This is a genomic window from Knoellia sp. S7-12 (assembly GCF_040518285.1).
Taxonomy (GTDB): Bacteria; Actinomycetota; Actinomycetes; order Actinomycetales; family Dermatophilaceae; genus Knoellia.
The window spans coordinates 309,477-321,971 of sequence record NZ_CP155449.1 but is presented as its reverse complement, the minus strand read 5'-3'; the positions used below and the strand labels follow the sequence as shown (position 1 = coordinate 321,971).

Sequence of the window (12,495 nt, the reverse complement as noted above, 5' to 3'; positions counted from 1 at the left end):
ATCCATGGGTCGTCACCAGTCCGAAGCCAGCGCTCCGAGTCAGCGCGGGGTCATTGCTGCCCTCGTGGCTGGCGCCGTCGTCATCGCGGGCGGCGCATATGCGCTCGGCAAGGGCACCGGTTCGGACGGCGCTGGAGCCACCACCGAAGGCTCCAGCGCGGGATGCGCCTCAGCCCCTCTGCGCGTCGAAGTGACGCCCGAGGTCGCCGACCTCGTCAAGACGCAGCTGGCGACGGCGACCAAGGCCAACCCGTGTCACCGCTACGAGGTGACGTCCACCCGAGCCTCGAGCGTGGCGAGCCGCATCCGCCAGGGCAAGGCTCCGGACGCATGGATCGCCGACTCGTCCGTGTGGCTCGACCAGACGACGGCCGGCAGCAGCGGCTCCGCGGTCAAAACAGACTGGGTCTCCGGCGGCTCCCTCGCACACTCGCCCGTCGTCCTCGCCAACCCGGTCAAGAGCAAGGACAAATTGACGGGCGAGCTGGCTTCATGGGCTGACCTCGTCAACAAGAGCGGCGCGATCCACCTCGCGAACCCTCACCTCGACACGGCCAGCCGACTGGCCTTCCTCGCATCGCGGGGCGACCAGGCGACGACCAAGGACGTCACCGCCGGCCAGCGCATCATCCTGCTCTCGCGCTTCGCCGCGACCGGCGCGGCCGACCTGCTCGCCAGCGTCCAGGACCCGACGAAGTCGAGCACGACCCGCAGCGAGCCGTTCCCGCTCAGCGAACAGGCACTCGCGGCATACGCCAAGACTGCCCCTGGGGCTCTCGCTCCGGTCGCACCCCGGGCCGGCACGCTGTTCATGGACTACCCGTGGACACCGGCCCCCGATCTCAGCCCGGCCCTCAAGGAGATCGCTGACGCAGGGTTCCGGGCGCTCACGTCTGCATCGGCCACCGACGCCTTTGCCAAGGCGGGCTTTCGGCCAGACGACGACTCCGGCGGCCCGACGATCGACGGGGTGGAGGCCGCCAGCATCACGGCCCTGAAGCCGATGGCCGGCCCGGCCCGGCTCGATGCCCTGCGCCAGTGGGACGTCCTCAAGGCCGACGCCCGCATGCTGGCCATCGTCGACGTCTCCGGCTCGATGAAGACGGTCGCCAAGGACACCGGCGGCAAGACGCGCGCCAAGGTGGCCGAGGAGTCGCTGATCACGGCCGTCGAGAAGCTGCCCGACGGCAGTCAGGTCGGCGGGTGGATCTTCTCCACCGACAAGGGCGGCAAGGGCAAGGACTGGGCGCCGATCGCTCCCATCGCCCGACTCGACGAACCCGAAGGGAAGGGCACCCACCGCGACGCGATCGCGGCCGCCCTCAAGAAGTTCCCCAGCTACATCAGCGGCGACACCGGGCTCTATGACACGACCGCGGCGGCGTTCGACGAGATGAACAAGACCTATGACCCGGAGTACTTCAACTCCGTCGTCATCATCACCGACGGCAAGAACGACGACCCGGGCGGCGGCCTCGACCTCGCCCAGCTGCTGGCCCACATCAAGAAGGGTCACGACCCCGCTCGACCGGTGCGCGTCATCACCATCGGCATGGGTGAGGCCGACACCAAAGCGCTGCAGACCATCTCGGCGGCCACGGGCGGCACGAGCTACACCGCCAACACCTCGGACGACCTGCTCACCGTGTTCGTCCAGGCGCTCCTGTCGCGCGAGCCCGCCCAGGCTCCCTGAGTCCTCTGAGCCCTCATTCCTCAGTGCCCCCTGAGGCTGTTTGAGACTTTTGCGCCGCTGACACCAGCGGTGCTCAGCCTGACGGCCTGCGTCCCCATGAGGTGCGGCCCATTGTCGGACCCCGACAACTGAGCGAGAATCCGCCACCATCAGCGTGGTGCGGGGGAACATCCGCTCATGCCTGCGGGTTCAGGCGGTCAGCGCAACGCCTCCGCTAGTGATTCTGATGGTGTCTTGAAGCCCAGGGTTTGTCGAGGTCGGTTGTTCAGCTCTTCGGCGATGGCGTCGAAGTCGGTTTGGGTGAGGGTGCGGAAGTCGAGCCGGCGGGGCAGGTACTGACGCAGCAGCGCGTCGACGGGCGCCATGTTTGGATGGCGGTCGGGACCACTCCCAGAAGCTGGGCGGAACGGAGGACTGTGGTGCGCGCATTTGAACCGACCATCGGGATGTGGTGGGTGGCCAGCAGGCCCGAGCAGCGCATCCCCGGTTACTTGGACCTGCAGACAGCACCTGACGTTTCGCCGTGGCGGCTGACGCTACACGGAGAGTTGGGAGGGCCGCCGTCTGCACCCGGCTTGGTCCAGTACGTGGCGCTTCACGGCGAGACCCCAGCCGGACTGTTCACGCTGATGCGGGCAAATTTGCGTGGCGGGCCTTCGGGGATGATGGACGCATCCGTCAAGAAGACGGTTTGGGAGGGCTGGCAGTTGGTGCGCGGCGCACATGTCGAGAGCCAAGAGCTCTACAGGTCCGCGACCTTCCAGCTCCCCGGTCTGTGGCACTGGCTCGGGCCCACTTGGCTGAACAGCAACATGACGAGCGAGCTGCACGCCGGGGCGGCTGATTGGACACGACCAGAGCAAGGCGATCTCGGCACGCAGCTGACGGCCGAAATCGAGCCAGGTATGAAGCTGATGCTGGCGCCGGCCTATACACAGCGGTCAGGGCGCGAACAGCAGTCTCTGAACTACTACGCCCAGTACTCGCTGTCAGCCCCTACTGGTGTGCACGTGGAGGAGATCGAGCGGGTGACCCACGCCCTGACCAACCTGCATGCCCTCGTCACGGGCACCCCCATGGACGACTTCGACGTGGATTTGGTCACCATGACCGGCAGCGCCGTGCACGTCATGGACGCTCGCCGCCCACTCGGCCGTCGATGGAAGTCCGGCTTGGCAGACCCGTTCTTCGACACGGCAGACATCGAATTCTCGGCCTTCATCCCACGCTGGTTAGCACTGTGCGAGCAGGTGCCGGTGGCGATCGGGGCGGCCGCGCCACGGGATGACCGACAGTTCCTGCAGAGCAAGCTCATCGACGCCTGCAACGGTCTGGAGGCACTGGCATCGCACATCTGGGCTGACGCAACCCCGTCAACCAAGGACACCGAACTGCTCGAGCAGCTCAAGGAGTTCGGCCTCAACCGCGACTTTCGTGATTCCGTCAAGCTGACGCTGCAGATGCGCCATTTCCCTCTCAGCAAGAAGCTCGAGCAACTCGCGCAGACCATCGGAGCGGACTCGGCGGCATGGCTTCTCGGCGACGTACCGGTGTGGGCCGAGCTCACGGCAGGCCTGCGCAACAGCCTCGCCCACGGTTTCGCGATGGATGGGCGCCTGGGCGATGACATCGAGTTCGTCCTGCTCGCAGAGGAGTCCGCCACCGCAGTCCTGCGGCTGGCCCTGCTCCGAGAGGCCGGCTATGACAACAGTCGCTCATCGACCCCCGGCGAGCTCCTTCACAGTGACGGGCGCAGCGTTGCCGGACACCGCAACTCGCACATCTTCGACACGCTGAAGGTTGTGGCCCACCACTGCGACCACTGGCAGCACTGGAAGGCCGCGAGAGACGCTGCGCGGGCCGCACGCGTCGCCGACCCCACCACTTCCGCACCGCCCTCGAACGGCTCCTCTGAGTGAGCAGGCCGCCCGGATTCTCGCCTTTCAGCCGGGTCCTGTCGACCCAGAGCGCGGTGGACTGCGCATTGAGACCGGATCATGCCCGGCCCGAGGCGCTGTCGCGGTGCGTGCGTGCCGACTGGCGGTGCTGTGGCCCAGAGCGCCGAAGGCCAGGAGCAGTCACTCGTGCACTACGGCCAACATCCGCTCACTGCGCAAAGGTCTACCCGTCGGTGGCGTGATCAGGGACCGTGGTTGGTGTCTGTGACGACGAGGTCACCGGCGCATCTCTGGTTCCCGTTGGGTCATCGCCTCGTCCGCGAGACCGCTTGAGGTCCTGCATGAGTTACGCGGGGCCCAACGGCCCAGGACACGTCGACTGGCAACAGGGCTGCGCGCCACCAGAGCGCCGATCAGTGAGCGACCGGTAATCGTGTCCCGAACCGTTGGGGTGCCCAACTGCTGCGGCAACAGCAAAGGAGCACGATCCGATGATCGACCCACAACCTGCAGGAACGGAACCCGCGCCGACCGCGGGGATCGACTGGGCCAGCACCGAGCACGCCGTCGCCGTGGTCGACGGTGGCGGTGTGCAGCTGCAACGGTTCACCATCGCCCACACCGCCCCCGGCCTGCGTGACCTGGTGCGTCGGCTGCACCGGGCCGGAGTGCTCGAAGTGGCAATCGAACGCGGCGATGGCCCGCTGGTCGACGCAGACCTCACGGTGGTGGTAATCGCGCCGAACCAAGTGAAGAATTTACGCAGCCGGTACGGCTCGGCCGGCAACAAGGACGACGGGTTCGACGCCTACGTCCTAGCCGACACGCTGCGCACCGACCGGGCACGGCTACGGCCACTGACCCGCGACAGCGACGCCACGCTCACCCTGCGAATGGCGGTGCGCGCCCGCCAGGACCTGGTCGCAGCCCGGGTGGCGATGGCCAACCAGCTTCGCGCGCACCTTCAAACAACTTTCCCCGGCGCGATCGGACTGTTCCGCGACATCGACTCACCGATCACGCTGCGGTTCCTGACCCGCTTCCCCTCCCAGGACAAAGCCGACTGGCTGTCCAAGGCCCGGCTGGGCAACTGGCTGCGCTCGGTCGGGTACAACCACCTGGCCAAGCTCGAGGACTTGTGGCGCCACCTGCACGACGCACCCCGCGGCACCACCGGCGCCCAAGCCGGACCCCGAGCGGCGATCACCTTGGCCTTGGTCGCCGCCCTGACCGCGCTGCGCCAGCAGATCACGACCCTCGAGGACCAGATCGCCGACCAGCTGGCCACCCACCCCGACGCCGAGATCTTCACCTCGCTTCCCCGCTCAGGCACCGTGCGCGCAGCCCGCCTCCTCGCCGAGATCGGCGACGCTCGAGGCCGATTCCCCACCCCCGAATCCTTGGCATGCCTAGCTGTACTGACCTGACAGGTTGATCAAGCGGGTGTTGGGTGGCTTGTTCCCGCAGGCGGTGTGGGGTCGGTGGTGGTTGTACTCGTGGAGCCATGCTGGCAGAGCTTGGCGTCGTTCGGTCTCTGAGGTGTAGCAGCGGGCGTATCCCCATCCGTCGGCCATGGTGCGGTGGAAGCGTTCGACCTTGCCGTTGGTCTGTGGGCGGCGGGGCCGGGTGCGTGAGTGTTTGATGCCGAGCTCTGCGCAGACGTCCCGCCACAGGTGTGACACGTACGGGGACCCGTTGTCGGACAGGACTCTGCGGATGGTGATGCCGCGGGCGACGTACCAGGCGACGGCTCGGCGCAGGACGGCGGTGGCGGTGGCGGCGGTCTCGTTGTCGTGGATCTCGGCGTAGGCGACTCGGGAATGGTCATCGATGACGGTGTGCACGAATGCGTGGCCCATCTTCGGGTTGTGGTTCTTGCTCTTCGGTTTGCCCGGGGTGGCTGTCCGGTTCTTCATGCCCTGAGCTCGGCCCACGAAGCGCCACCCGCCACCGTCGGGGATGTTCCCGAACTTCTTGACGTCCACGTGCAGCATGTCCCCGGGATGCTCATGCTCGTAGCGGCGCACCGGCTCACCGGTGGCGCGATCGACGTGCGCCAACCGGTTCAGGTGACACCTGGTGAGCACCCGGTGCACTGTCGAGGGTGCAACACCCACGTGTGCAGCGAGCTGGACCGGACCCAGGCGCTTGCGCAGCCGCAACGACACGATCCGCTTCGTCGTCGACACGCAGGTCTTGGCCGGCATCACGTGCGGGCGGCTCGAGCGGTCGCTCATCGGCTCACCGGCGGCATACCTGTCAGCCCACCGCTTCACCGTCGGCCACGAACATTGGAATCGTGCCGCGACCTCACTGATCGGCACGCCCTGATCGACGACAAGTTGGGCAACCTTAAGACGGTGACGAACCGTCAGGGCAGCGTTAGCGTGGGACATGAGGGCCTCCTGTGTGTGGCAGTGGTGACTTGGCAGTTCCACTCCACCGCGGGAGGCCCTTCCCGCGCCACTGATCAGATCAGCGGATCGCAATCACTCAACCAACGTCCCGGGTCAGTACACCTAGCCGGGGCGGCACCCTCGACCAAACAGTCCGGCAAGGTCAAGATCGTCACCTTCCGATGGGCCGTGGACAAACAGCTGCGCGGCGCCGTCATCGACTTCGCCGGCGACTCACACCACGCCAACCCCTGGGCCGCCGACCTCTACCAACGAGCCCGCGACCGCGGCCACGACCACCCCCACGCCGTCCGGATCCTCGCCCGCGCCTGGCTCCACATCATCTGGCGCTGCTGGCAAGACCAACAGCCCTACGACCCCACCAAACACCGCGCCCTACAACGCCTCCAGGAACAGGTGGCTTGACACAGGGCTACTCATGCCGCGTTCCGCGCGGTCGTGACGATGGTCGCGAGGATGGCAACGGGTACGTAGCCAGTGGTGCGGGACGGCTGACCCGCCCTAGACGGTTGTCAACCTATCTTTTCTGTCGTGACTGCTGGCGAGATTGGGCCTTCCTCAGCGACGATGGCGACCATCGCACCATGGGTGTTTTTGACCCTCGTTAAGGCATCGAGGAGCTCTTGGTTCTTGGTAGTCGTGTGGGTTACTCGGACGACTCCGTCAAGGATCGAGATGCTTACTCCCCAACCAACCTTGGCTTGGGTCGCGCTGGGTCTCAACGCCTCGGTAACCTCTTTCTTCGTGGCCTCGAGTTCGGTCAGTGATGGAACTCCAGGCTGGTCGGCGATGTAATCCAATCCCGTACCTACGATTCCGTCATAGGTGTAGCCCAGGCCGGCGACCCATTCGCGGTAGTCCGCGGGATCTTTCGGGCCATATGGGACCCACACAACATCGTCTCGGACAACAACCGACCGCTGCGGCCAGTCGGGGCGGCGAGCTATCTGGGCTGCCAACTCAGACCGGACACGCTCGGATGCCGCAGCAGTGCTGGCGGCTGCTGGTCTCTCCGGTGGCGACGGAGGTGGCTGAAGAGAACCAAAGATAGTAAATCCCGCAACAATCGCGATGAGGCCGGTAAGTGCCGCGCTCACGACCGGGAGCATTCGACGTCGCGCACCAACTCGCCACACCGTCTCGGCGTAAGAGGGGTCACGATTGACTGGTGCCTCTTGGGCAAGCCGGGTGAGGTCCTGCCTGAGTTGCTCGGACATTGGTGCTCCCGATCTGTTACTTGAACTCGAGCTCTGGGTAGCGGATGCGAAGTTGAGCCAGGGCCCGCTGCACCAGTGCATGTACTGTCGGAACAGTCTGGCCAAGCAGTTCCGCCACTTCCGCTTCGCTGCGATCTTCCAAGAACCTGAGGACCACGACGGCCCGCTGACGTGGGGTCAGCTGCATCAGCGCGGATTTAACTGTCAACCGGGCCACAATCAGCTCGGATTCATCAGTTGAAGTCGCCACCGCGGGTTCTTCTTCAGTTACATGTTCCGGGTGGCGAGATCGCCAGCGACGAGAGTCAAGCCACAGCCGATACAGCACTTTGCGGGCGTAGGGAAGCACGTCTTCGTCGTCTCTAGTAAGACGGTTCCAATGTCGTGCCACCCGGATATGAGTCTCCTGGACAAGGTCTTGAGCGAGATGCGCATCGCCCGTTAATGCATAGGCGGAACGAGACAGAGTTGGCAGGCTTCCGTGCACGAACTTCTCAAACTCTGCAGACGATCTCACCTGCTCACCTCCCTTACTCCTTACACTCCACGCGCTTGAAGATCGGTCCGCGTTCTTAGTGTGATCTGTGTCACAGTGACCGCCACGCTGGTCAGGGGATTGAGATCTAAGCGCATCAGGCGGACGACCAGCTACGTGCGGGCAGGTCGTATCAGTGACGATGGTCCACACCGACAGGCGAGCCCTAGAAGCTTCCGCTCATGCCGCAACCCGGAAGTTCGGATCCTGCCGATGAGCGGTAGACAGGCTGCCACCGCCCTGCGCGCCTCGTCAGCTTTAGAGATGAAGGGATTAGCTGACGGTCGAAGCGCCATCAGGAAGCGGGATCAGCAGGGCATTGCCCATCGTCTCTGCACTGCTCGAGCCCACGCTCACCCTCGGTGCGATAGGTCGCGCCACCGAACGCATCGGGTTGGTCGCCACCGGATCCACGACCTTCAGCGAGCCCTACAACATCGCTTGCCAGTTCAAGGCGCTAGACGTGATGACCCACGGCCGGGCCGGGTGGAACGCCGCACGGCCAGCGACCCCGCCGCCGCCGCGAACTTCGGCCCGACCATTGCTCACCGGCCCGAGCGCTACGGGCGCCCCCACGAAAGTATCAGGTCGTCCAAGCGCTCTGGGGCAGCTGGCAGGAAGACGCCTGGGAGTAAGCCCATGCCCCACTCTTATCGGTCGAGGGGGCCTACGTTGAATGGGATGTCACGAACTCGCGAGTAATCGAGCCTCAAATGTTGAAAGAGGGATCTATTCTACTTTCACGGAGAGTCAGTGCGGGAGGAGAAAATTCCGATTGGATCATCTGCGATTTGAACGTGCAGTCTGTTGCCATAGGTGGACTGTGCCTCCTCCAAAAAGGCGAGATACCCCGGATCGGTCGTTGTTTCGTGACGTAGTTCGACGCGACCTTTTTCGAACTCAATGCCAAGCGAACCCGGCACCTTCAGGTCCAGCGCGAGTAGCTCGCGAGACAGCTGCTCGCGCACGAACACAAGTTCCTCCTGGGACGGAGACCCAGGCGCCGGCGTGTAAACCCTGCGGACCCCGCCGTCGAAACGGTCTCCGACTTGCTTGAGCCAGGCAAGGTAGTCCGCCGGGTCGCCTGCGCTGAATGGCAGGAGCAGCCGACCATCCTCAGCCTTGATCTCACGTTGCGGCCACGCGGGATTGGCGGCGAGCTCGGCGCGGACCACTCCAAGTCTCGCAGTCACATCGTCGGAGGGGGTACTTTGCACCGCGGGATCAACTCGTTGATTGCCGGGGTCGGGCAATGGGAATAGAGAAGCGCCTAGCACGACAAGGGCAACGGTAGTGGACGCTGCCGCAAGTCCGCCCAGGACATGACGGACTTTGCGTTGCCTCTGGCCTGCGTTCCAAACCCGCTGAGAGTAGTCGTCGGTTCGACTCATCTGCATTTCCTCTGACATCTCTTCGAGCTGCGACTTGATAGAGGGGATCATGACGGCATCCTTCCAATTGAATCTGAGGCGTTTTCCGCGTGGTAAGTAAGGCGAAGGGTTTTGAGCGCTATGCGGTTCTTCGACTGCACGGTTGCTAGCGTGCATCCGAGAATTCGAGCCGTTTCCATCTCGGACTGACCGTCCAAGTAGCGCAGCACCAACACCGCACGCTGAAGATGCGGGAGTCTCGTGAGGCTCTCGTGCAGAGCTATGCGGTCGGTTTGACCTTGCCAGTCGTCGTGGGTGCGCTCATCTGGCACTCACCTATCCGTTCCGGATGCCGCCGGCGCCAACGGAGGGAGTCCAGCCACATGCGATACAGGATTTTGCGCGCATACGGCAGAGGGTCATCGCCATCACGCATCAAACGCTGCCAGTGGCGAGCAACGCGAATGTGCGTTTCTTGTACAAGGTCCTCCGCACGATGCCTGTCGGACGTCAACCCATACGCAGCCCGGGATAAGGCGGGCAAGCTTCGGTGTACAAACCCGTCAAAATCGTCAGCGTCGCTCACGTGGATCACCTCCTGTCTACTAAAACGCCGCAGGCGAACCCACCCGTACGCATCCCAGTGTGATCTGCGTCACACTCGGTTCGAAGGCTGGAGCCCTACAGCTGGCGAGCAGGCTTCGTCCTGATGCAGCTCATGGCACTGCTCGAACGGGAAGCCCAGTTCCCACTCGTGGCTGTCCCGGCCTGCTTGACGTCGTGATGGACGTCATGATCCCTCGCGTCCCGCCGCACGCCCGCCTTCTAGTGCGGACCGATCTACCGGGCCTCAACCGGCACATCGGCGGATACGGAGCTGTAGACGGTGCAATCGAACGAGTCTTGACGACGTTCGGATTCGCTCGGAACGGGGGACTGCCTTCCTGACTGAAGGGCAGACCACGACGCCCCGCTATGAACGCACTCATTTGCCGCGAACCGGTTAGTTGGGCGCCCGCCTTATGCTCCCGTCATGGAGTCCGCCAGCCGCGAGCCGCCACTCGTCGTGAGTGTGCTCCCGGGGCTGGCGCTAGTTCTTCTGGCGGCCTCAGGGCTCGTCCTCGCATCTTCATGGCTCACCGACTACCCGGCATCCGTCCTTGTCGTGGCGTGGGGTGTGGGAATCGTCGCCCTGATCACGGCTGCGGCGAGCGGATGGCGTGAGGGCCAACGCACGGGAATCGGCTACATCCGAAGCCTGGGCGCGTCCTTGAAGCGTCTGGGCCGATTCGCCCTCGACTTCTTCTGACCAACAGACATCCGGTCATGCCGCGATCAGGCCGATCGCCGAGCCGAAATGATCTCGATGCGGTCATCTTGGCGAAGCCGCCGGATGAGAAGTTCGCTGCCACCTACGTAGGTCGCCAGCCCATCAGCATCCGTGTAGACGAACCATGAGCGGTCCGCCGCCCAGATGTTTATAGGCGTGCAATCATCGTCCCCGCGCCCCACCCATGTGGCGAGCTCCGAGACGTCACCGGTCCAGAACTCACCGCCGCCGGCCCAATCGTCGGTGTGCATCTCGCAGATGAAGACGTAGCACTCGGTGCACGCGGCGTCCTGTAGAACGCCAAGAAGTCCATCCCAGCTTTCAACGTCCAGCGACCCCTCGTGGACAGGCTCGCTGAAGTGATCGCTGTACGCGTCGAAACCCCACTGCTGGGGGTGCGGGAAGTCGTCCATCTGCGCCGGGGCGAGACCACCGGCCCTGCCGGCAAGTTCACTCCACGTCAGGCGACGCCTCTGTCCAAGCTCAACATCAACGAACATCCCGTGCAGCAGCCACAAGGCATCAGGCCACCCGCGGACGTCAAAGCCTGCCCATCCGCTTCCATCCGCTTGCCGCAACCAGCGAAGATGCTCTTGCGGTGGGTCAACACGATTCACCGGTTCATTGCACCACTCTGTCGATGGGCTCGCGGAGAACGTTTGCACATGCCGCATTCCGCACTAGTGCCGATGACGGCGCGGTTGCCTAGAGCGTCTGCTCCCAAGCGTGTGCCGTCTTGGCGTCGAAATACCGAGTGAAGCCGCATCCCCATGCAATGGCGGCGGCCAAGTCGGGCTCGCCCCAACGGGATTCCCCGCTGACCAGGAGTCGGGAGCCGACGCCGAATGAGCCACTTGGCGCCTGAAGGTCCACCCTGAACGTGCGGCCTTCGCCGCCGGAGAACCATTGATATACCCGGAAGGTGACGCCGGGAAGCCCGAGGTCGCCTTCACCACCTTGGTCGGAGACAGAGTCGCCAATGTCTATGACCACGCCATCGAAGGCGAACGCGCGGTTCGTCACTGCCGCGAGGGTGTACTCCTCCACGCAGGACATAGCAGCACTACCTTCGATTGCTCCCGTGCGTCCTGCCGTGGGGTCCGGCAGCTCGGAACCGCTGGAAGAGGCAGCCGGATCCGGACGCAGGGGCCCCGCTGCCCCGCACGAGCTCACAGCCATCGCCAGCAGGACGCACATCGCCACCACTCTCGAGCTCATCGCTACTCCCGTCTGAAAGGGACTCGTCGGTAGGACGCAGGCGCCACTGATGAGGTTCCCCAGACGACGCCGTAGGTAAGCCCCCGAAGCATGTCTGAGCGCTGGTGCACGCTAGCCCCAGCCCACGCAGCACAACAGACAAACGCCCGGATTCGCCGCGCCAAGGACGGAGCCGAGCATGGTCCACTGCCCGAGGCTGCCGCCCGAGGAGCCACAACAAGGGTGGCTACGTTGACCAAGCTCGTGGGAACCTTGCACCGTGACCTCGACGTCCCGTGTGCAGCAGCGTGCAGAGCTCGTGGCATATGCAGCCAATGAGGACGACGACTTCGACCCCGTTGCCCTCACCGAGTTTCTCGGGATCGATCCGACGTCAGTCCATCGAAAGGGCGAGTTGCTCAAAGGCGGTCGCGTTCGTCCGTTCAGCGCGTGGATGTGGAGCACGGCGGATCAAGTTGAAGTGGACACCGAAGTCCTCATCCGGGAGGTCTTGGACAATTTCGAGCCGATGGCCAAGGTGGACGAGGCCCGGGGGAGGTTTGGGCTCGAGTTCAAGATGGATGTCGTGATCGAGATGTACGGACATCTCGACATCGAGCCTGACGGCACCACGGGTGCCGTGGTGGCCACACCGGCTCTCTATCTGTCGCCGGGGACGCTGCTCCGGTTGACGCGCCTGGGGTGCGGTCTGGACATCGATACCTACGTCATAGCGCCGGAGTGATCGGCGACTGCAAGGGCGCTCATCTGCCGCCGAGCGGGCAGGGCGTGTCAGTGACGAATCGTCGGCCGAACTTCGACCTCGGGCAGTTCGGGC

Annotated in this window: 16 protein-coding genes; 7 read left to right on the top strand and 9 right to left on the bottom strand. The window is 64.5% G+C overall.

Going from position 1 to position 12,495, the window contains the following annotated elements; translation table 11 throughout:
* The first annotated feature begins 4 nt into the window (after positions 1-4).
* A complete protein-coding gene (locus V6K52_RS01560) occupies positions 5-1,693 on the top strand; it encodes a substrate-binding domain-containing protein (protein ID WP_353952156.1) in 1,689 nt (562 codons plus the stop codon).
* A 197-nt stretch (positions 1,694-1,890) separates the two neighbouring features.
* On the opposite strand, the gene V6K52_RS01555 is transcribed toward V6K52_RS01560, so the two are convergent.
* Complete coding sequence (locus V6K52_RS01555; RefSeq protein WP_353952155.1) at positions 1,891-2,058, bottom strand: hypothetical protein; 168 nt, start codon at positions 2,056-2,058, stop codon at positions 1,891-1,893.
* Positions 2,059-2,064: 6 nt separating this feature from the next.
* On the opposite strand from V6K52_RS01555, the gene V6K52_RS01550 reads away from it, so the two are divergent.
* The gene (locus tag V6K52_RS01550) at positions 2,065-3,612 is read left to right on the top strand and encodes a HEPN domain-containing protein (protein WP_353952154.1); all 1,548 of its coding nucleotides are present in this window, start codon (positions 2,065-2,067) and stop codon (positions 3,610-3,612) included.
* A 470-nt stretch (positions 3,613-4,082) separates the two neighbouring features.
* Positions 4,083-5,018 (top strand): transposase, encoded by a 936-nt coding sequence (locus V6K52_RS01545; RefSeq protein ID WP_353952153.1) that lies wholly within the window; start codon positions 4,083-4,085, stop codon positions 5,016-5,018.
* Here the strand turns inward: V6K52_RS01545 and V6K52_RS01540 are convergent.
* The gene (locus tag V6K52_RS01540; RefSeq protein ID WP_353952152.1) at positions 5,001-5,987 is read right to left on the bottom strand and encodes an IS481 family transposase; all 987 of its coding nucleotides are present in this window, start codon (positions 5,985-5,987) and stop codon (positions 5,001-5,003) included. The two genes, V6K52_RS01545 and V6K52_RS01540, sit on opposite strands and share 18 nt — an antisense overlap.
* Positions 5,988-6,176: 189 nt before the next feature.
* On the opposite strand from V6K52_RS01540, the gene V6K52_RS01535 reads away from it, so the two are divergent.
* Positions 6,177-6,413 carry a hypothetical protein gene (locus tag V6K52_RS01535; protein WP_353952151.1) on the top strand — a complete coding sequence of 79 codons (237 nt, stop codon included), beginning with the start codon at positions 6,177-6,179 and terminating at the stop codon, positions 6,411-6,413.
* 107 nt (positions 6,414-6,520) lie between these two features.
* Here the strand turns inward: V6K52_RS01535 and V6K52_RS01530 are convergent, their stop codons facing one another.
* Both V6K52_RS01530 and V6K52_RS01525 read right to left on the bottom strand, forming a co-directional pair.
* Positions 6,521-7,105: a hypothetical protein gene (locus V6K52_RS01530; RefSeq protein ID WP_353952150.1), complete on the bottom strand. Its 585-nt coding sequence runs from the start codon at positions 7,103-7,105 to the stop codon at positions 6,521-6,523.
* A 136-nt stretch (positions 7,106-7,241) separates the two neighbouring features.
* On the bottom strand, positions 7,242-7,742 hold the full coding sequence (locus tag V6K52_RS01525) for a SigE family RNA polymerase sigma factor (protein ID WP_353952149.1): 501 nt from the start codon (positions 7,740-7,742) through the stop codon (positions 7,242-7,244).
* 337 nt (positions 7,743-8,079) lie between these two features.
* Between V6K52_RS01525 and V6K52_RS01520 the strand changes: the two genes are divergently transcribed.
* The gene (locus V6K52_RS01520; protein WP_353952148.1) at positions 8,080-8,436 is read left to right on the top strand and encodes an LLM class flavin-dependent oxidoreductase; all 357 of its coding nucleotides are present in this window, start codon (positions 8,080-8,082) and stop codon (positions 8,434-8,436) included.
* Between the two features lie 64 nt (positions 8,437-8,500).
* Here V6K52_RS01520 and V6K52_RS01515 read toward each other — a convergent pair whose 3' ends face one another.
* The 3 genes from V6K52_RS01515 to V6K52_RS01505 are packed head-to-tail and all read right to left on the bottom strand — an operon-like array spanning position 8,501 to position 9,716.
* Entirely contained in the window at positions 8,501-9,202 is a 702-nt protein-coding gene (locus V6K52_RS01515; RefSeq protein WP_353952147.1) for a hypothetical protein, read from the bottom strand.
* Positions 9,199-9,462 carry a sigma factor-like helix-turn-helix DNA-binding protein gene (locus tag V6K52_RS01510; protein WP_353952146.1) on the bottom strand — a complete coding sequence of 88 codons (264 nt, stop codon included), beginning with the start codon at positions 9,460-9,462 and terminating at the stop codon, positions 9,199-9,201. Before V6K52_RS01510 ends, V6K52_RS01515 begins: the two co-directional genes overlap by 4 nt.
* A complete protein-coding gene (locus tag V6K52_RS01505) occupies positions 9,411-9,716 on the bottom strand; it encodes a sigma factor (protein ID WP_353952145.1) in 306 nt (101 codons plus the stop codon). The genes V6K52_RS01510 and V6K52_RS01505 overlap by 52 nt, the downstream gene beginning before the upstream one ends.
* Before the next feature lie 447 nt (positions 9,717-10,163).
* Here V6K52_RS01505 and V6K52_RS01500 point away from each other — a divergent pair, with 447 nt between their 5' ends.
* On the top strand, positions 10,164-10,439 hold the full coding sequence (locus V6K52_RS01500; protein ID WP_353951500.1) for a hypothetical protein: 276 nt from the start codon (positions 10,164-10,166) through the stop codon (positions 10,437-10,439).
* 26 nt (positions 10,440-10,465) lie between these two features.
* Here V6K52_RS01500 and V6K52_RS01495 read toward each other — a convergent pair whose 3' ends face one another.
* Both V6K52_RS01495 and V6K52_RS01490 read right to left on the bottom strand, forming a co-directional pair.
* Positions 10,466-11,077, bottom strand: a complete 612-nt coding sequence (locus V6K52_RS01495) for a hypothetical protein (protein ID WP_353952144.1) — start codon at positions 11,075-11,077, stop codon at positions 10,466-10,468.
* Between the two features lie 88 nt (positions 11,078-11,165).
* Complete coding sequence (locus V6K52_RS01490) at positions 11,166-11,507, bottom strand: hypothetical protein (RefSeq protein ID WP_353952143.1); 342 nt, start codon at positions 11,505-11,507, stop codon at positions 11,166-11,168.
* Between the two features lie 430 nt (positions 11,508-11,937).
* Here V6K52_RS01490 and V6K52_RS01485 point away from each other — a divergent pair, with 430 nt between their 5' ends.
* On the top strand, positions 11,938-12,402 hold the full coding sequence (locus tag V6K52_RS01485) for a DUF4279 domain-containing protein (protein WP_353952142.1): 465 nt from the start codon (positions 11,938-11,940) through the stop codon (positions 12,400-12,402).
* Positions 12,403-12,495: the final 93 nt, after the last annotated feature.

What these genes read in the sequence shown, in the direction of transcription:
- V6K52_RS01500 (WP_353951500.1), top strand. Translation starts at nt 10,164, where the DNA reads ATGGAGTCCGCCAGCCGCGAGCCGCCACTCGTCGTGAGTGTGCTCCCG.
- V6K52_RS01555 (WP_353952155.1), bottom strand. Translation starts at nt 2,058, where the DNA reads ATGGCGCCCGTCGACGCGCTGCTGCGTCAGTACCTGCCCCGCCGGCTC.
- V6K52_RS01545 (WP_353952153.1), top strand. Translation starts at nt 4,083, where the DNA reads ATGATCGACCCACAACCTGCAGGAACGGAACCCGCGCCGACCGCGGGG.
- V6K52_RS01515 (WP_353952147.1), bottom strand. Translation starts at nt 9,202, where the DNA reads ATGATCCCCTCTATCAAGTCGCAGCTCGAAGAGATGTCAGAGGAAATG.
- V6K52_RS01550 (WP_353952154.1), top strand. Translation starts at nt 2,065, where the DNA reads ATGGCGGTCGGGACCACTCCCAGAAGCTGGGCGGAACGGAGGACTGTG.
- V6K52_RS01540 (WP_353952152.1), bottom strand. Translation starts at nt 5,987, where the DNA reads ATGTCCCACGCTAACGCTGCCCTGACGGTTCGTCACCGTCTTAAGGTT.
- V6K52_RS01560 (WP_353952156.1), top strand. Translation starts at nt 5, where the DNA reads ATGGGTCGTCACCAGTCCGAAGCCAGCGCTCCGAGTCAGCGCGGGGTC.